General features: G+C 35.2%; 16 protein-coding genes. 8 read left to right on the top strand and 8 right to left on the bottom strand.

Annotated features, from left to right (window positions below; genetic code table 11):
- Positions 1 to 10: 10 nt before the first annotated feature.
- The 5 genes from OQ292_RS30075 (at position 11) to OQ292_RS30095 (ending at position 7014) form a co-directional block, all read left to right on the top strand.
- The gene (locus OQ292_RS30075) at positions 11 to 1606 is read left to right on the top strand and encodes a RagB/SusD family nutrient uptake outer membrane protein (protein WP_284687816.1); all 1596 of its coding nucleotides are present in this window, start codon (positions 11 to 13) and stop codon (positions 1604 to 1606) included.
- 283 nt (positions 1607 to 1889) lie between these two features.
- Positions 1890 to 3362 (top strand): sulfatase family protein, encoded by a 1473-nt coding sequence (locus OQ292_RS30080; protein ID WP_284687817.1) that lies wholly within the window; start codon positions 1890 to 1892, stop codon positions 3360 to 3362.
- A gap of 72 nt (positions 3363 to 3434) precedes the next feature.
- Positions 3435 to 4052: a gluconate 2-dehydrogenase subunit 3 family protein gene (locus OQ292_RS30085; protein ID WP_284687818.1), complete on the top strand. Its 618-nt coding sequence runs from the start codon at positions 3435 to 3437 to the stop codon at positions 4050 to 4052.
- On the top strand, positions 4045 to 5751 hold the full coding sequence (locus tag OQ292_RS30090) for a GMC oxidoreductase (RefSeq protein ID WP_284687819.1): 1707 nt from the start codon (positions 4045 to 4047) through the stop codon (positions 5749 to 5751). The genes OQ292_RS30085 and OQ292_RS30090 overlap by 8 nt, the downstream gene beginning before the upstream one ends.
- Before the next feature lie 156 nt (positions 5752 to 5907).
- On the top strand, positions 5908 to 7014 hold the full coding sequence (locus tag OQ292_RS30095; RefSeq protein ID WP_284687820.1) for a family 20 glycosylhydrolase: 1107 nt from the start codon (positions 5908 to 5910) through the stop codon (positions 7012 to 7014).
- Positions 7015 to 7100: 86 nt separating this feature from the next.
- Here the strand turns inward: OQ292_RS30095 and OQ292_RS30100 are convergent, their stop codons facing one another.
- A complete protein-coding gene (locus OQ292_RS30100; protein ID WP_284687821.1) occupies positions 7101 to 7649 on the bottom strand; it encodes a hypothetical protein in 549 nt (182 codons plus the stop codon).
- Between the two features lie 374 nt (positions 7650 to 8023).
- Between OQ292_RS30100 and OQ292_RS30105 the strand changes: the two genes are divergently transcribed.
- Positions 8024 to 9622, top strand: a complete 1599-nt coding sequence (locus tag OQ292_RS30105; protein WP_284687822.1) for a carboxylesterase/lipase family protein — start codon at positions 8024 to 8026, stop codon at positions 9620 to 9622.
- A gap of 21 nt (positions 9623 to 9643) precedes the next feature.
- A complete protein-coding gene (locus OQ292_RS30110) occupies positions 9644 to 10270 on the top strand; it encodes a hypothetical protein (protein WP_284687823.1) in 627 nt (208 codons plus the stop codon).
- Between the two features lie 8 nt (positions 10271 to 10278).
- Here OQ292_RS30110 and OQ292_RS30115 read toward each other — a convergent pair whose 3' ends face one another.
- From OQ292_RS30115 to OQ292_RS30130, 4 genes are all read right to left on the bottom strand, one after another.
- On the bottom strand, positions 10279 to 11010 hold the full coding sequence (locus tag OQ292_RS30115; RefSeq protein WP_284687824.1) for a hypothetical protein: 732 nt from the start codon (positions 11008 to 11010) through the stop codon (positions 10279 to 10281).
- Positions 11011 to 11079: 69 nt separating this feature from the next.
- Positions 11080 to 12213, bottom strand: a complete 1134-nt coding sequence (locus OQ292_RS30120) for a serine hydrolase domain-containing protein (RefSeq protein WP_284687825.1) — start codon at positions 12211 to 12213, stop codon at positions 11080 to 11082.
- 142 nt (positions 12214 to 12355) lie between these two features.
- On the bottom strand, positions 12356 to 13492 hold the full coding sequence (locus OQ292_RS30125; RefSeq protein ID WP_284687826.1) for an acyltransferase family protein: 1137 nt from the start codon (positions 13490 to 13492) through the stop codon (positions 12356 to 12358).
- 97 nt (positions 13493 to 13589) lie between these two features.
- Positions 13590 to 13949, bottom strand: coding sequence for a winged helix-turn-helix transcriptional regulator (locus OQ292_RS30130; protein WP_284687827.1), 360 nt, complete (start codon positions 13947 to 13949; stop codon positions 13590 to 13592).
- Positions 13950 to 14063: 114 nt separating this feature from the next.
- On the opposite strand from OQ292_RS30130, the gene OQ292_RS30135 reads away from it, so the two are divergent.
- Positions 14064 to 14660, top strand: a complete 597-nt coding sequence (locus tag OQ292_RS30135; protein WP_284687828.1) for a short chain dehydrogenase — start codon at positions 14064 to 14066, stop codon at positions 14658 to 14660.
- A 65-nt stretch (positions 14661 to 14725) separates the two neighbouring features.
- On the opposite strand, the gene OQ292_RS30140 is transcribed toward OQ292_RS30135, so the two are convergent.
- From OQ292_RS30140 to OQ292_RS30150, 3 genes are read right to left on the bottom strand one after another with little or no spacing between them, the layout of a single operon-like run.
- Complete coding sequence (locus tag OQ292_RS30140; protein WP_284687829.1) at positions 14726 to 14953, bottom strand: hypothetical protein; 228 nt, start codon at positions 14951 to 14953, stop codon at positions 14726 to 14728.
- 23 nt (positions 14954 to 14976) lie between these two features.
- Complete coding sequence (locus OQ292_RS30145) at positions 14977 to 15756, bottom strand: DUF1963 domain-containing protein (protein ID WP_284687830.1); 780 nt, start codon at positions 15754 to 15756, stop codon at positions 14977 to 14979.
- A gap of 40 nt (positions 15757 to 15796) precedes the next feature.
- Positions 15797 to 17134 carry a cobyrinic acid a,c-diamide synthase CobB gene (locus tag OQ292_RS30150; protein ID WP_284687831.1) on the bottom strand — a complete coding sequence of 446 codons (1338 nt, stop codon included), beginning with the start codon at positions 17132 to 17134 and terminating at the stop codon, positions 15797 to 15799.
- Between the last annotated feature and the right edge of the window lie 35 nt (positions 17135 to 17169).

Below are 17169 nucleotides of genomic sequence, written 5' to 3' on the forward strand. Positions count from 1 at the left end.
CAATATAAATATGAAATACATATCTAAAATATTCTATATACTGCTTACAAGCACTATGATATTTTCATGTTCTGATTTTTTGGAAGAAGTGCCAAAAGATGAGATCAGTTTAAATCAGTTTTTTTCTACCAGAGAGCATGCTTATAATGCTGTAAATACATTGTATCGTAATGGTACTGCTCAAATGTATTTTAGTAGTGTTTATTCTGGAAACAGAGCCATGTTTGGCCAGTATATGTCTGGTTTTTTCGATAACGAATACAAAGGTCAGGAACCACATATCCAAAATGCACAGCAGTTAACGCTCAATGGTAATAATACCGACGACTATATGAATGGTATTTGGTCTGATATGTACAGAGCAATTGCCAGAGCTAACAATGCTATCAAATACATTCCTACAACTCCTGGGTTAACAGATGCAGAAGTAAACCAATTAATGGGAGAGGCTAAATTTTTTAGAGGGATGTCTTATTTCTATCTTACCAGATTTTACGGTGAAGTACCTGTAATTACTGAGCCTTATGAGTCTTTAGACGATATTTATACTGGAAAAAGCTCAATAAGCGATGTGTACAGCCTTATTGAAGAAGATTTAAAATTTGCTGTAAACGAAGCCGGTCTTTCAGAAAATTCGATGGTAAACAATGGCTATAGAATTACAAAAGGTGCTGCTGCTACTGTTTTGGCTGATGTTTATTTAACAATGAGTGGTTATCCATTACAAGAAGATCATTATGCAGATGCTGCTACAATGGCAAGAATGGTGATTAACAGTGGTACTTATTCTTTATTGGATAATGATACTGATGACGATGGAAACATAGAAATGGAAAACAGTGCTTATAACAAAATCCGTAAGGAAGAAGCACTTGCAGATGAATACATTTACCTAGTTGAATATTATGTTGGAATTTCTTCATCAGGTTATCCTCAGTGGACTTATCCTGTGGCTTACGCTTCTGCTGTTCAGTATGCAATTACGAATGGTGGATACCAACCAACTGACGAGTTCATTTGGGGATACGATGAGGAAAACGATTTGAGAATCCAAAACAAACAGTATTTCCATACTACTTATACTGATGGTGATGGTAATGTAAGTACTTTCCCTCATACGCCATACATCTGGCACGACGATCAAGCACTTTTCGAAACTGCTAACTCAGGTAAAGATGTAAGAGTGTATAGCTACTCAGAAGTATTGTTAATTGCAGCTGAAGCAATTGCTAAGTCAGAAGGTGTAACCGCCGAAGCAGTTGAATATTTGGCTCAAGTACGCGATAGAGCTTACTGGAAAATGGATACAGACGAGATTAAAACCGCTATATCTGGTTTATCTACAGATGATTTTATCGATCAGGTTTGGACAGAAAAATTTCGCGAATTACCATTTGAGTTTAAGTTATGGTATGATATGGTTCGTACAAGAACTTATCCTTTAACAAGCGAAAATGGCGATGGAGAAATAGAATTTGTTGAGTTTGTAGGTTCTCAAACATCTTGGGATAAAACACTTCAGCAAAAGCATTTATTATTACCTCTTCCAGAAAGAGAGTTACAAAGAAATCCTGAATTATCGCAAAATCCGGGATACGATCAATAATTATTTTTGATTACATTTTGCTCGTGCCGTTTCTCCAACACAGGGAAACGGCTTTTTTGTAAATGCATAAATTTTTTTTTTAAGGGAACCACTTTTAGGAAGTGGGAATTCAAATTACTGTACCTGTAATTTCACGGGATGAATTGGAGACTCTAAAAAAGAACCATAATTAGCAGACAGCAAAGGATGCTTTAAACAATATATTTTTGTATTATTACCTGCTAATACATTTCCAAAAGTATATAAAACACATAGATTGGCTATCTAACACGAGTTACAAATAATGAGATTCAAGCTTAATTCACTAACAACGCTATTCTTACTAACCGCAACGCTATTTGCTTGTAAGCAAGAAGTAAAAACAACTCAGCAAACGGCGAAATCCGACAAGCTTCCCAATATAATTCTAATTTTTGCAGATGATATGGGTTATGGGGATTTGAGTTGCTATGGCCAGAAAAATTACCAGACTCCCCATCTGGATCAAATGGCAAAAGAAGGGATCCGACTTACAAATTTTTATGTGGCTCAGCCAGTTTGCTCAGCTTCAAGAGCCTCATTATTAACAGGTTGCTATTCTAACAGAGTAGGTGTGAGTGGTGCTTTTTTCCCTACAGATTCTATCGGTTTAAATCAAAATGAAACCACTTTAGCAGAAATTGTAAAGCAAAAAGATTATGCTACCGCCATTTTTGGCAAATGGCATTTAGGTCACTTACCAGAGTTTTTACCAACCAAGCATGGTTTCGATGAGTATTTTGGCGTGCCATATTCCAACGATATGTGGTCTAAGCATCCAAATAATGCTAACTTTAAATTCGGGCCTTTACCGATTGTAGAAGGAGAAGAAACTGTAAAATATTTAGAAGAGAACCAAGATTCTTTAACGACTTGGTACACACAAAGAACCATCAACTTTATCGATAAAAATAAAGATAAACCATTCTTTATCTATCTGGCGCATAGTATGCCGCATGTTCCACTTTACGTATCAGACAAGTTTCGTGGAAAATCGGGTACAGGTTTATATGGAGATGTTATTATGGAGATAGATTGGTCGGTGGGTGAAATAAACAAAGCATTAAAAGAAAAAGGTTTAGATGAAAATACTTTGGTAATCTTTACCTCAGACAATGGGCCTTGGTTATCATATGGAACACATTCTGGTGTAACTGGTCCATTGAGAGAAGGCAAAGGTACGGTTTGGGAAGGTGGAATAAGAGTGCCTTTTATCGCAAAATGGCCTGCTAAAATACCCTCTGGTGTAGAACAAGATATTCCTGCTGCTACCATCGATATATTGCCTACAATTACCAATTGGATAGATGCCACGATGCCCGAAAAACCGATTGATGGAAAAGACATTGAGCCTATTTTATTGGCTAAAGAAGAAGCAGAAAATCCACACGATGCTTATTTCTTCTATTACAAACAGAATGAATTGGAAAGCATGCTCAGTGGAGATGGCAAATGGAAATTGTACTTTCCGCATACTTACAGATCAATAGAAGGTAGACAAGGTAGAGACGACGGTTTACCTATTCCTTATAATTTTCAGGTGAAGGCAGGTTTGGAGCTTTACGATCTCAATAATGATATCAGTGAAACTACAGACGTGATTGAAAGTAATACCAAAACTGCAGAAAAGCTTAAAATACTTGCAGACTCAATGCGAACAGAGTTGGGAGATAACTTGAATAAAGTAGAGGGGAAAGGCAACAGAGAGATTGGCAAATTCGGAGAGTCCATGAATTAATAATTAAACATATAAATTTTAAATAGATAGAGTTAAATTACACCTCATTTTAAAATTAAGCTGTATCAAATTATGAACAGACGTACCTTATTGAAAAATTTAGGTCTTATAGCCAGCGGAGCTTTAATCTTGCCTTCTTGCGATTTTTCGGAAGACAAAGTTCCTATAGCTTTAAATAACCTAAAAGTTACTGTTGAGCAGGAAGAATTACTTGCTTTGTTGGTAGATACAATCTTACCCAAAAGTGAAGAAATTCCCGGTGCTAAAGATTTAGGAGTGCAGAATTTTGTGTGGGTTATGGTAGACGATTGCATGCCTAAAAAACAACAGGAAATATTTATAAATGGATTAAATCAGTTTGGCAGATATACTGAAAAGTTTAAAGAAACATCTTTCGCCAAGTTGAAACCAGAAGAAAAAATACCTTATCTCACAGAAATTCTTGAAAAGAAGCCAACCGAAGCTCCTGTAAAACAAATGAAGCAAGACGCTGATAAGGAGGAGTTGCCACCAGAATCTTATTTAGGCGATATTCAGTATTTTCTCAACACATCAAAGAGATATACTGTGCAAGGTTTCTTGCAATCTCAGTATGTAATGACTGAGCTAATGCCTTATGCCTTGGTACCAGGCTCTCATAGTTTTTGTGAAACCATTGACCCAACAAAAAGAGTAAATATTTATGGCTAATTTGAATATAGATAGTGTAAAGCAAAGAACATTCGATGCAATTGTAATCGGTTCTGGTATTAGTGGTGGATGGGCTGCCAAAGAATTTACTGAAAAGGGCTTTAAAACATTAGTATTAGAAAGAGGAAGAGATGTTAAGCACGTAGTGGATTATCCAACTACCAATAAAATGCCTTGGGAATTCCCACATAGAAATACAATTCCTGAAGATATACAAAAAGAAAATCCTGTGGTGAGCAAATGTTATGCATTTAAAGAAGATGCTCAACACTTTTTTGTAAAAGACAAAGAACACCCGTATGTGCAGGAAAAACCTTTCGATTGGATACGTGGCTACCAAACCGGAGGAAAATCTTTACTTTGGGCAAGACAAGTACAACGTTGGAGTAACTTCGATTTTGAAGGACCAGCAAGAGATGGATTTGCGGTAGATTGGCCAATTAGATACGAAGATTTAGCACCTTGGTATTCGTATGTAGAGAAGTTTGCAGGTGTTTCCGGTAACAAAGATGGATTACCCGAGCTACCAGACGGAGAATTTTTACCTCCAATGGAATTGTCTTGTGTAGAGCAGTATTTCAAAGATTTTCTTGCAGAAAAATATGAAAAACAGCGTCATGTAATTATCGCCAGATGTGCGCATATTACAGGTAACGATGAGTACTATGCACAACAGCAAAGGGTAAAATGCCAGAGTAGAAACTTGTGTCAACGTGGTTGTCCTTTTGGTGGATATTTTAGCAGTAATTCTAGTACTATTCCGGCGGCAATGAGAACCGGTAATCTTACACTAAAAAATAATTCTGTTGTTCATTCTATCTTGTATGATGAAGAAAAGCAACAAGCTAAAGGTGTATTAGTAATAGATGCCAAAACCAAGGAGTCTGTAGAATATTACGCACCAGTTGTGTTTGTAAATGCTGCGGCTTTAAATACAAACCTCATTCTGTTAAACTCAAAATCAGACCGTTTCCCAAATGGTTTAGGTAACGATAATGATTTGTTGGGCAGATATGTGGCATTCCATAATTACAGAGCAAGAATTACTGCTGAGTACGAAGGCTTTATGGATAAAGCAACTTTTGGCAGAAGACCTACAAGTGGTTACATTCCAAGATTCAGAAATGTATTTAAGCAAGAAACCGATTTCTTAAGAGGTTATGCATCTGGGTTTAATGCTGGTAGAAGTATCGATCTTGATTCTGCAGGTTTGTTGGGTGATGACTTGAAAAACAATCTATTAAACCCTAAATATGGACCTTGGAGAGTAGGTTCTCACATGATGGGCGAAACTATTCCTAAAGAAGAAAGTAAGTTAACGCTAGACGGTACTCAAGTTGACGAGTGGGGAATTCCTCAATTAAAAATCTCAATGGATTATGATGACAACGATGAGAAGATGATTGCCGATTTCCATGAGCAACTTACCGAGATGTACACGGCAGCGGGTTTCACAAACATCAAAACACATGATTCAAAACAAGCTCCAGGTTTAGATATACACGAAATGGGAGGTGTAAGAATGGGTAAAGACCCTAAAACTTCTCTGTTAGACAAGTGGAACAGACTGCACGCTTGTAAAAACGTGTATGTAACCGATGGCGCTTGTATGACATCAACAAGTACGCAAAACCCTTCATTAACTTATATGGCACTTACAGCTAGAGCTGTAGATCATGCTATAAAAGAGTTAAGTTAAAAATACTTTCCGGAATGACTACTTTACTCCATTCCGGAAATCTTTCCTGTAAATACTTTACTACCAGAATTTATAAGACAATGTAATACATAAATCCATTCGATGTATCTCTGACTTCTATTTTCAATTTATCAGTCAAATTTTATTACCATCAAAATGAAAAATATCAGATTTCATTTAATGCTTTTGCTGAGCATTTTATCAATCAACTTTTTACAGGCACAAGATAAATTAGATGCTATTTTACCTGTTAGAGGTTTGGCAATTGCTTCACCAGACCTTAAAAACCTAGATAGGTTTATTAAATTTATTGATGAGGAATTAGGTCCCAACAACATAAATACCCTCATTTTAAGAGTAGATTATGGTTACCAATACAAATCGCATCCAGAACTAGTAAATGAAGATGCGCTGTCTACTGCCGATATAAAAAAAATAGTAGCAGCTTGTAAGAAATATAACATTGCTATTGTTCCCCAAATTAATCTATTGGGGCATCAGTCGTGGCATAGTTCGTTGGAGAAATTACTCCAAGTGTACCCAGAGTTTGATGAAACTCCCAATGTGAAATTACCAGAGAAATACGAGTGGCCAAATGAAGATGGCTTGTATTGCAAAAGTTACTGTCCGCTTCACCCAGAAGTGCATAAAGTAGTTTTTGAGTTGGTCGATGAGATTGTAGAAGTATTTGAAGCAGATGCTTTTCATGCTGGAATGGATGAAGTCTTCTATATTGGAGAAGAACAATGCCCGAGATGTTCTGGTAAAGATAAAGCAGAACTATTTGCAGGAGAAGTTACAAAAATCAGGAATCATCTTGCTTTAAATGATAAAAAGCTTTGGATTTGGGGTGATAGATTAATCGATGGGAAATCTACAGGTATTGGCATGTGGGAGGCGAGTATGAATAATACTCATCCGGCAATTGATTTAATTCCTAAAGATGTGATGATCTGCGATTGGCATTACGAAAGAGTAGATCCAACTCCTGTACTTTTTGCTTCAAAAGATTTAAATGTAGCTATTTGCCCTTGGAGAAAGGCCGATCTAGCAGAAAAACAATTGAAACAAATGTTGGAGTTTAGAGCGAATGCAACACCAGAAATGAAAGAGAATTTTACTGGTATGGTTCAAACCGTTTGGACAAGCGCAGGCAACTTTATGGATTTGTACTATGGTGTAAAACCTAATACCGATGAAAATGGAGATCAGGCAAAATGCTTTAAAACTGTTTTAGAAGGATTTAAAAGCTTAGATGATTAAGCTGAAATTGAATGACGCACATTGTTATTTAAAAGTAAAAGGGCAGTCTGAGATAATCTTCTAAACTGCCCTTTTTAAATTATATACTACCATTCAACTTTATAAGTACAACTTTCTGCACCATTGAGTCGGCTGGGTTTGTTTTCATCCAAAATTACATTAATCACAATACTTTCTATAGGCCTAAATTTTCTTGTCATGGTTGTAATAATACCTCTATCAAAATGGCTTGGGTACGGATTTTTACATTCTATTACAGCTCTTCTATAAATTCCATCAAAATCTACTAATTTGTAATAGCCAATCTCCCCATTTTGATGATTCATTTGGTAGGCAATATCAATAGCAGAAAATGCTTTTTCTAAATCATCGATTTCAGGAGGAAATTTCGCATTTTCGGGAATTTGCTTGCCAATAGCGTATAAGGTATTTTCACCATATTTTTCACCAATTTCTTTAAAAGCATTTAACCAGCTTTCTTGAGAATACCACCCATCTGCTTCGATTGTATAAAGCCCATGTTTTGCTAAAATACCAAACATTACATCTTTAAAAGCTGGTATTGCATCCACAAAAGTTAAAATAGTCTGTCCGTTCACTTCAACTCCATTTGCAAAAGGTTTATACTGTGCCATAAGGAAGTTTTTTTGTATTAAAAATTTTATAGTAATTGGCTATTAGAACTTTGTATAATATCTTTTCTAAGAGAGAAATTCTATTTCGAATCTTTATGATGATATTTTAGCTCTAATTAAATATTAATTGAGAAGTTAGCCTGAAAGAGATATTCGATTGTGCTCAAAAAATTTTAAAACAAAATGGCTAATTTAATATTGCTATTTTTAGATAAAATGTAACTGTAAACTGTTAGAATATCCCTTTTGTGATGTTTTTTAAACTGATTTTTACTTTTTTAAAAACAATTTATTAGAAATAAGTATAAAGACTATATGAGACTGGAAACTTAATTTGCTATTTCATAAATTGAAACAAGAGAATCTAAGTAGATATGAAAATTCCAAAAAAATTTAATAACAACATGCAAGCTAATAGATTATTATTCTTTTTCTTATCCATCACATTAGCCTTTTTACAATCTTGTTCGCAGGTATCTAAAATGCCCGACGATGAAATTTTAGTTACAGGAGGGAAGATTAAAGGCTCAATTGATTCGGTTAACAATATAATTTCATATAAAGGAATCCCATTTGCTGCTCCACCAGTTGGAGAGTTAAGGTGGAAAGCTCCGCAACCAGTTAAAAGTTGGGAAGGTGTAAAAAACTGTACTGCTTTTGGTCCTAGCCCCATGCAAAATAAGCCAGAGCCTTTTTTATACTGGTCGCAAGAATTTTTGATTCCAGAATCTCCGATTAGTGAAGATTGCTTGTATCTAAATGTTTGGACAGAACCGAAGAAAACCGAAGAGAAAAAACCAGTTTTAGTTTATATATACGGGGGAGGTTTTCGCTCTGGTGGTACTGGCTGCCCAATTTACGATGGAACAGCTATGGCTAAAAAGGGGCTGGTGTTTGTGAGTCTAAATTACCGTGTAGGTGCTTTTGGCTTTTTGGCACATCCAGATTTAAGCAAAGAAACAGATTATAATGGCTCGGGTAATTATGGCATTATGGATATGATTGCCGGTTTACAATGGGTGAAAGAAAACATTGCTGCTTTTGGTGGCGATCCTGAAAATGTAACCATAGCGGGTCAGTCTGCCGGTGCATTTGGTGTAAACTTTCTCACTTCTTCTCCATTAGCCAAAGGTTTATTTAAAAATGCCATTGCAGAAAGTGGGGGAAGCTTTTTGCATTTTCCGAAAGATGAAATTACCAAAGAAATGGCTGAGCAAATGGGCGTAAATTTCGCGCAGAATTTGGGCTTTAAGTCGATAAAAGAACTAAGAAAATTACCTGCAGAAGAAATTTTGGCTGCTCAAGGTGCTTTGTCTTGGCCTTATGCAGATGGATATGTGATGGATAAAAGCATTCCTGAAACTTATGCGCAGGGAAAACAGAATGATGTAAACCTTTTATTGGGTTGGAATAAGAATGATTTGGTTGGTGCGCAAGAATTAGAAGAAAAGGAATATAGAGAGATGATAAGCAATAAGTTTGGTGAAATGTCTACAGATTTTTATGAGGTTTATCCATCAGAAACACTAGAAGAAATAACTCAGGCTCAACTGGATATGAGTCGAGATCAGATATTTGGTGCACAAGTTTACGAATGGGGGAAATTACAAGATAAAACCGGACAGCAACCTGTATTTATGTACAATTTTAACAGACAGGTTCCCGGCTATATGCCTGATACTCAGTTTGGTGCTTTCCATTCTGGTGAAATCGTTTATGCTTATGATAATTTGCACACGCTCAATAGACCTTGGGAAAATATAGATAAAGAAATTGCCAAAACCATGTCTACATATTGGGCAAACTTCGCTAAAACAGGGAATCCTAATGGTGAAGGTTTACCCGAATGGAAACCCTACACAGCAAGTTCTGAACAAGTGATTGTGATAGACACAGTAATACAATCTCAGAAACTACCCACACTCGACAAAATGGCTTTTTGGGAAAAGTATTTCAGTTCAGTGGTGGAATGAGTGTTTGATTAATTAATATTTATGGAAAAAAGGTATGAGTATTTAAATAGAATTTTAAAAGTAAAATCGCCATTAGCTTTAATATCAAGAGACTTAGTTGATTCTATCATTGAAAAGCGGTCAGAAGAAAATGAACCTATTGCGGATTTTCTTCTGATCGCAGAATTACTTAAAAAAGAAAAGTCGGAATCGGCAAAAACACGTGCAGAATTTATTATCAAACAGTGTAATGGCGAATTCTGTGAAGATTTTTTTGAGGAATATAGAGACTCTTGGGGTATTCCAATTTTTGCTGAAAATCTTATTTCTATCAAAGATTTTAAAAATGGATTCTTATGGAGAATGAAAAGCTATACGACTTCTTTTGGTGATGATAGTATTGTAGAAGCATGGTTTTTAAAGAGTTATGAGACTTTGTTTATCACAAGATATGAAGCATGGGAATCCGGTAAAAGTGGCGATGAGCTATTTCATGTAGAATATGGTAACTGCAAAAAAATATTTAAGAAATTTATTAGTGAGTATGGCTTATATAAATTTGTGAAAAGTCCAGTGCTAACTCATAAAGATCTTAAAGAATTATCTATTGAATATAGTAATGATGCAGATTTTATAGAAGAAATAAAGCAAAATGTAAACTGGCAATAATGGTTGAATTACCAATCATCCTTAATTGCTTCTTTCAATTCTTTAAAGCCTCTAAAGTTTTGTGGGCAATAATCGTATCTAACCATTTTATCTCCTAAAAAAATTAGTGTAGAGCTCATAGAACCTCCTGAAATACCAGTAAAGGAACAGGCATCAGTATTTTGTTTACTAGCTTCTTTTTCAAAATGTAGAAATGCATTTATTATCTCTACATTCTCTAAAGCAACTGTTTTCTTTAAAGAGGAATAATCATTATTAGATTGCATAGCATTGAATTCAGGAAGTAGAGTTATCTTAACATCCTTGCCTTGTTTTGTGATGACAATGCTTTCTTTTTTACGATCTAAGCATCCAATAGCAGTAAAATTATATATGATTAAATGTCCATGTTGTTGCTTGAAAAATGTCTCATACAAACTCGATTCATTACTTAAGTCAATAAAAAAATCATCTAGCGAATATTCTAGTTTGTATTTTTTATGCTTCTTTATTTCAATCTCCTTTTGAAATCGAGTTCCAGTAATGGTTTTAAAAGTTAATGTATATGTTCCTTTATCCAAATTATCAAACTCAACTAAATAGCTTTTAAATTTCTTTAAATGATGTTCTCCATCAATGTTGAGTTCAACTTCATCAATTATTGAAAATGCATCAATTTGTTCTACATGTATAACTAATGAAGCTTTTGCCAATACAAATGTCGATTGAAATAGAAAAAGGAAACAAAGAAATGCTTTCATAGTTTAAGCTTGTCACAGTTAACTAAATATAGCCCTTAATTTCCTTTTTCCATTTCCAGTACGATGAACTTATTCATCAATGCTTTCAGCTCCTGTCTTTTCCTTCAAGGTCTTTGCTAATTCGAAGCAGAGTTTATCAATCTTAGTCGATTCGTTATTGAAGGCGGAAATGTTGGAAAGAACTATCACTGCATTTTTTCTTGGCATATCTAGTGCCATGCAAGTGCGATAGCCACCGGTACCACCGTTGTGCCAGTAAACCTCACCACCCGATTTTGATTCGGAAACATGCCAACCTAATCCCATATCGTAGCTTGTGTTGTCAACATAAGTCTTTTTTCTGGTGAGTGTCAATTCTTCATTTGCACTATTAAACTGAGCCATCGCAAATTTTGATAAATCTTCTGTGTTAGACAAAATACCACCAGCACCAACTAATGCCTTTATATCCCAGTTGGAAGTTACGTCACCATCTTTATCTAAACCTTTTACAAGAGGCACTTTTAGTTCATTTCTGTTAGTGGTAGAATTGAGCATATTGTATTTAGAAAATATTTTCTCTTGCAACATGGTTTGGTAGTCTTTCCCTGAAACCTTGCTTAAGGTATAACCTAATAGGCCAGCTCCAAGGTTAGAATAACTAGGTTTTCCATTCTCTTCGGTAAGGGTGAGTTCTTCTGTTAAATAAGCTTTTAGTTTTGCTTCATCATAATCTTTATAAGGATTATCAGGACTTAGCATAGCAGATAGCATAAAATTAGAAGGCATTCTGGGTAATCCAGAAGTGTGATTAGCTAAAGATATAAAGGTAATTGGGGTATTGTTTTTTAAAGTAAAATTGAGGTATTGATTGATATTTTCGTCCAGTTTTAATTTGCCCTCTAATGCATAATTTGCCAAAAGGGTAGATGTAAATACTTTAGTAATGGAGCCAATTTCAAAAGCAGATTTACGATTTACTACATCACTCACTGAGTCATTCTCTCGCTTAACTCCATAAAATTTCACTTTCCCATTTTCAATAATTGCCAGTGAAAGCTCCGTATTGTTTGGGAAATCTTTTATACAGTTAAAGATGAGTTCTTGTTGGTTTGGCTCTATGTCTCCATTTGCTTGCAGTGTATTTGCGACAGGAACAATTTTGTTATTTGCACATCCGCTCAGAATAAGCAACACTAGGGTAAAAAAATAAATAGTTTTCATATTAAATTTTCGATGGCTTTAGATAGTCAATAGATGTTTCTTTGAAGAAAGAAACTGATTATATAGAGTAGGTAACATATAGCCAAATATTATTACACTTTTTAGTGATTATTTCAATTTAACCAGAAAAATCCTACTAAACTTATACTTTAGCAGGGTTTTTACCCCGCATAAATACACTTTTTTTTAACCAAGCTCTCACAGGTTCATCATAAAACTTTAAGCAAACATAAGCTAAAGTAAGTGAGGCAATAAAAACCAGTGAAGCTAAAGGCAATCCTTCTTGTAAAGATATTTTATTGTCTTTTGCCCAAGCAGTATAGATGTAAATTAAAGGATAATGGGTGATGTAGATAGGATAAGAAATATCGCCTAAAAACTTGCAGATTTTGTTTTGAAAGTTACCTTTCAGTTCTCCACTTGCTCCCAAATAAACGATTATTGGAAAGGTAATGATGATATTTAATGCATCGTAAAGTCCATTTTGCCAAATGTTTTCTTTACCCCCAATTCTTGGAATAGCCAACACAATTACGATCAAAATGGCACTTAATAGAAAGCCATGTTTCATTTTACCCGGTTTTACCAAGCGGTATAATAACAAACCAGAAAAGAATGGATACATTAATCTGGTAAAGCCAATATAAAGTTGAGTTGGGTCTATAGACCAACCACCAATAATATCACCATTGGGACTGGTAACAGTAAGGTGTATAAGTACAGCTCCACAAAGGAAAACCAATATACTTAATAGAGTATTAGAAAATTTGCGTACAAATAGTGCATAAAGAATATTACCAATATATTCAAAAAACAAAGACCAAGCAGGGCCATCGAGTGGGTGCATCTCTTGCCAACCTCGTATATCCATCGATTTGGGAATTGGCAGTAGAGTGCAGCCGATGAGCATTACAATGAGCATTTTCCAAATAGGTGTTTTGGCAATAAGTGGGAAAAAATCTGAGGCCTGAAAATAAAAACAAATACCACCTATAATTGAACCTATTATTACCATTGGTTGCAATCTGATTAATCTTCTTTTAATAAAGTCTCCAATGGTAATTTTTCCCCATCTGTCATCATAGGCATAGCCAATTACAAAACCAGAAAGCACAAAGAAAAAATCTACCGCTAAATAACCATGATTAATAAATTGATCGAAACGGCTAGTGGCATGTGCTTCACATAAGTGAAATGCAACAACCATAAGAGCGGCAATGCCTCTCAAGCCATCCAAAATAGGAAAGTGAGGTTTTGATTTTAATTGATTTACCTGCATGTAAGTATTTGTTTGAGTGTTTAGAGTTGCAGATAAATATAAATATCATTTGTCTAAAAAAGCAGTCTTAGTATACTCAGGTTGCTTAAATCTTAACTTAATTTGTCTTTTGCGTACTTTCTTGTTCAGTTAATATATGCTCTTTGCTCCAATCGGATAGTAAGTGCATAATTTGTCTTAAAGATTCACCTTTTTCACTGAGCGAGTAAACTACTCTAGGAGGTATTTCTGGATAAGCAGTTCTAATGATGATACCGTCTGACTCAAGCTCTTTTAAACTTCTAGAAAGTACTTTAAGTGCCATGCCCGGAATAAGTTTGTGTATTTCACCAAACCTTAGAGGTCCTTTCATTAATAGCCAGATTAATGGTGGTTTCCATTTACCCCCAATTATATCTATTGTGGCTGTTATAGGACATTCATCTGCATGGTGAGTAATTTTTTGAATTTTTTTCATGGCTATAAAGCTACAGGGTCAATTTAAGACAATTTTGTCATTACTTGACAAAAAGGAAACTACTTGACAAAAGTACAGTATTGGCGTAGGTTTGCAATAAAACTAATTAATATTATGAAAATTATAATTATTGGTGCCACTGGCACAATTGGTAAACATGTAGTAAAAGCCCTTGAAAAAGACAATGAAATTGTAAAAGTTGGGTCAAAAAGTGGCGACATTCAAATTGATATGACTGATCCTGATTCGATCAAAAATATGTTTGAAAAAGTAGGTGCTTTTGATGCTTTAGTTTGTGCCGCTGGCGATGGTCATTTTGGTCCATTTAAAGAAATGACCGATACAGAGTTTAGAGTAACTGTAAACAGCAAATTGATGGGACAAGTCAATTTAGTTTTAATTGGTCAGCATTATATCAATCCAAAGGGTTCTTTCACTTTAACTTCTGGAAGTGTGGGCGAAGATCCAATTAAATTAGCATCTTCACTTAGTGCTGTAAATGGTGCCATTGATGGTTTTATTCGAGGTGCAGCTATTGAATTGGAAGATGGCATTCGTATAAATGCTATTGGGCCAGATGTGGTAGAAGAATCACCAAATTACTTTCCGTTTTTTCCGGGGCACATTCCAGTTACGATGGATCGAGTTGCTCAGGCTTATGTTAAAAGTGTTTTGGGCTTTCAAACTGGTCAGGTTTACAAAGTTTTATAATATTATTACTTAAAAAAAGCGCTTTAAAAGGCGCTTTTTTGTTTTTCAATTAGCATATCTGCCATTCACTTTCTCAAATACTTGTCTTCCATTTCACTATCGAAGAATTTCCCATCTTTTGAAAAGCTCCATACGTTAGATAATTCTTTCAAAAGTGGTAGATGACCTTCTCCTGATTTTACTTTTTGGTTAATCGTTCTACGAAATTTTCTATTGGCATCTTGCTTTTCTTTTTTCTCAGTAGTTGAGGTGGTTATTCCTCTTATTTTTGTTTTCTTTCTTGATCTACTCATATATTGTATTCAGCATTTTTCAATTATAGGCATTGTAAAGTAAACTCTGTTCTATCAGTTACTTCATCATAAAAAACATAAATTACGCCCGTATCTCCCCACATAATATTGGCATTATCCTCAGAATCGATCTGGAAAAGCAAAGGCAAAGGTTTGTTGTATTGTTGGGGAGCTGCATCAGCTTGTATCCATCGCGGATAACCTCCCAACTGGCTCTGATAATCTTGTTCGCCAATCAGTTTTTTTACAACTGTACCGTAGCTTTCCCAAGGTTTATCTTCATTTAAAATGCAAGATAGTTTTGATGCATTAGTCTCATAAGAGTCTATTCCATCCCAATCTGGCAATGTTTCGGTAGGTATAAATTTAATTTCGCAATACTTGTTTCTCGGAAGTTCTTCAGGTTGTTCAATAAAATTGATTTTATCTTTATTCAGCTTTTTATAGATCTTTATTTTTAGGCCATCATCTGTGCTATCCCAAGGTGACTCTTCAAAATCGTAAAAAAACTGAATGAGCTCTATGCTTTTTGGAAGCTCCAAATCTGGCTTGTTAAATACCTGAAAGATAAATTGTAGTGGAACACCATTATCAGTCGTTGGCCAGCTTTCTCCAATTTCGAAATAGGGTTGTCCTCCAAAATGAGAATCCAGTTGAGAATTTTCGGGAGGTCTAGAGGCTTTTTGAACCTCCATTTTAGTAGTTGTCTTAATGAGTGGTTTTGCGAGTTTTTCTAAATCTTCAATAGTAGAAAGACCTAAGTGCTCTAACTCAGCCTTATATTGATCGAAGTGTGAACTCATAGTAGATTATATATGTATTTAGTTAAATATGGGTACTAATTTAGCTTAAAATATTTCCTAGAAAAGGATAATTATCAGATTCGTTTTTTTCGCCCCAATAAAAATGCATATAACTTGCCCACACCTTGTTTTTTCTAAACAATTTAGTACCAGTAGGCTGGTCGGTGGCATTTTTAAAATCACCACAAGTTTCTATGGTTGAGTGTTCTACTATATTTGAATAATGAAACTCATGTCCTCGAAACTCCTCATGCTCAACAAAGAATTTTCTATAGCCTAAAGAAAGTTTTGGTTGAGCCATAGAAGTTGTATAATCGAAGAAATTAGCCATTGGATATGTATTGCCCTCTCTATCTTCAATCGATTTGCCTAAATACATCATGCCACCGCATTCTGCGAGTACTTTACCACCTTGCTCGCAGTAATTCTTAATGGATTGTAACATGGATTTGTTTGCGGAGAGCTTTTCGAGATACAATTCAGGATAACCACCAGATAAATAGATAAAATCTGTTTTGGGTAATTCTGTATCATGTAAAGGACTAAAAAAAGTAACTTCTCCTAAAAATTCCAATGCCTTTAGGTTTTCGTAGTAGGTAAAAGAAAAGGCTTCGTCTTTGCTAATGGCAATCTTTAATTTCTTGTTAGAATTGATGTTTTTTTGCGTTTGTTGAACTGGAATAGGTTTCGACGTTGCTTCGATTATTTCGTCTAAATCGAGATGTTTGGCAATATGGCTAGATAAATTTTTGAAGATTTCATCCCATTGCAAATCTGGAGAAGTAACCAAGCCCAAATGCCTGCCGGGGATTTTGATAGTCTCATTTTTGGGAACATATCCAAAAGAGCGAATGCCAACATCTTTGCAAGCCGCTTGTAAATATTGATAATGTGAATCTGTATTTACAAAGTTGAAAATTACACCAGCGATGTTTACAGCAGGGTCAAAATTTTTGTAACCATAAAGCAGGGGAGCCACCGAATAAGCCATTGCTCTAGCGTCTACAACAAGAATAACTGGGATATTGAGTAACTTGGAAATATTTGCAGAACTACCATTGCCTCTGTTTGCCCCATCAAACAAACCCATTACACTTTCTACAACCGTTGCTTGTTTGTTTTGAGTATATTGACTGTATAATTCTTTTACATGATTTTCTGATGAAAAGAACAAGTCTAGGTTAATACTCTGTTGCCCCGAAGCCTTTGTGTGCAGTTGTGTATCCAAGTAATCTGGGCCACATTTAAATGGCTGAATGGATAAGCCTTTTGCTTTAAATGCGCTCAATAAGCCCAAGGTTAAGGTAGTTTTGCCACAATTACTAGCTGGAGCAGCCACCATAAATTGTGGGATTGTTTCAGTTCCAAAATCCTTCATCACAGAGTTAATCTTAAATTCTTAGCCAGTTTAAA

This window comes from Chondrinema litorale (genome assembly GCF_026250525.1).
In the GTDB taxonomy this organism is placed as follows: Bacteria; Bacteroidota; Bacteroidia; order Cytophagales; family Flammeovirgaceae; genus Chondrinema; species Chondrinema litorale.

Coding starts and splice junctions, on each gene's coding strand:
- OQ292_RS30150 (WP_284687831.1), bottom strand. CDS start 17,134: ATGAAGGATTTTGGAACTGAAACAATCCCACAATTTATGGTGGCTGCT.
- OQ292_RS30145 (WP_284687830.1), bottom strand. CDS start 15,756: ATGAGTTCACACTTCGATCAATATAAGGCTGAGTTAGAGCACTTAGGT.
- OQ292_RS30140 (WP_284687829.1), bottom strand. CDS start 14,953: ATGAGTAGATCAAGAAAGAAAACAAAAATAAGAGGAATAACCACCTCA.
- OQ292_RS30130 (WP_284687827.1), bottom strand. CDS start 13,949: ATGAAAAAAATTCAAAAAATTACTCACCATGCAGATGAATGTCCTATA.
- OQ292_RS30110 (WP_284687823.1), top strand. CDS start 9,644: ATGGAAAAAAGGTATGAGTATTTAAATAGAATTTTAAAAGTAAAATCG.
- OQ292_RS30075 (WP_284687816.1), top strand. CDS start 11: ATGAAATACATATCTAAAATATTCTATATACTGCTTACAAGCACTATG.
- OQ292_RS30080 (WP_284687817.1), top strand. CDS start 1,890: ATGAGATTCAAGCTTAATTCACTAACAACGCTATTCTTACTAACCGCA.
- OQ292_RS30105 (WP_284687822.1), top strand. CDS start 8,024: ATGAAAATTCCAAAAAAATTTAATAACAACATGCAAGCTAATAGATTA.
- OQ292_RS30100 (WP_284687821.1), bottom strand. CDS start 7,649: ATGGCACAGTATAAACCTTTTGCAAATGGAGTTGAAGTGAACGGACAG.
- OQ292_RS30090 (WP_284687819.1), top strand. CDS start 4,045: ATGGCTAATTTGAATATAGATAGTGTAAAGCAAAGAACATTCGATGCA.
- OQ292_RS30125 (WP_284687826.1), bottom strand. CDS start 13,492: ATGCAGGTAAATCAATTAAAATCAAAACCTCACTTTCCTATTTTGGAT.
- OQ292_RS30095 (WP_284687820.1), top strand. CDS start 5,908: ATGAAAAATATCAGATTTCATTTAATGCTTTTGCTGAGCATTTTATCA.
- OQ292_RS30135 (WP_284687828.1), top strand. CDS start 14,064: ATGAAAATTATAATTATTGGTGCCACTGGCACAATTGGTAAACATGTA.
- OQ292_RS30115 (WP_284687824.1), bottom strand. CDS start 11,010: ATGAAAGCATTTCTTTGTTTCCTTTTTCTATTTCAATCGACATTTGTA.
- OQ292_RS30085 (WP_284687818.1), top strand. CDS start 3,435: ATGAACAGACGTACCTTATTGAAAAATTTAGGTCTTATAGCCAGCGGA.
- OQ292_RS30120 (WP_284687825.1), bottom strand. CDS start 12,213: ATGAAAACTATTTATTTTTTTACCCTAGTGTTGCTTATTCTGAGCGGA.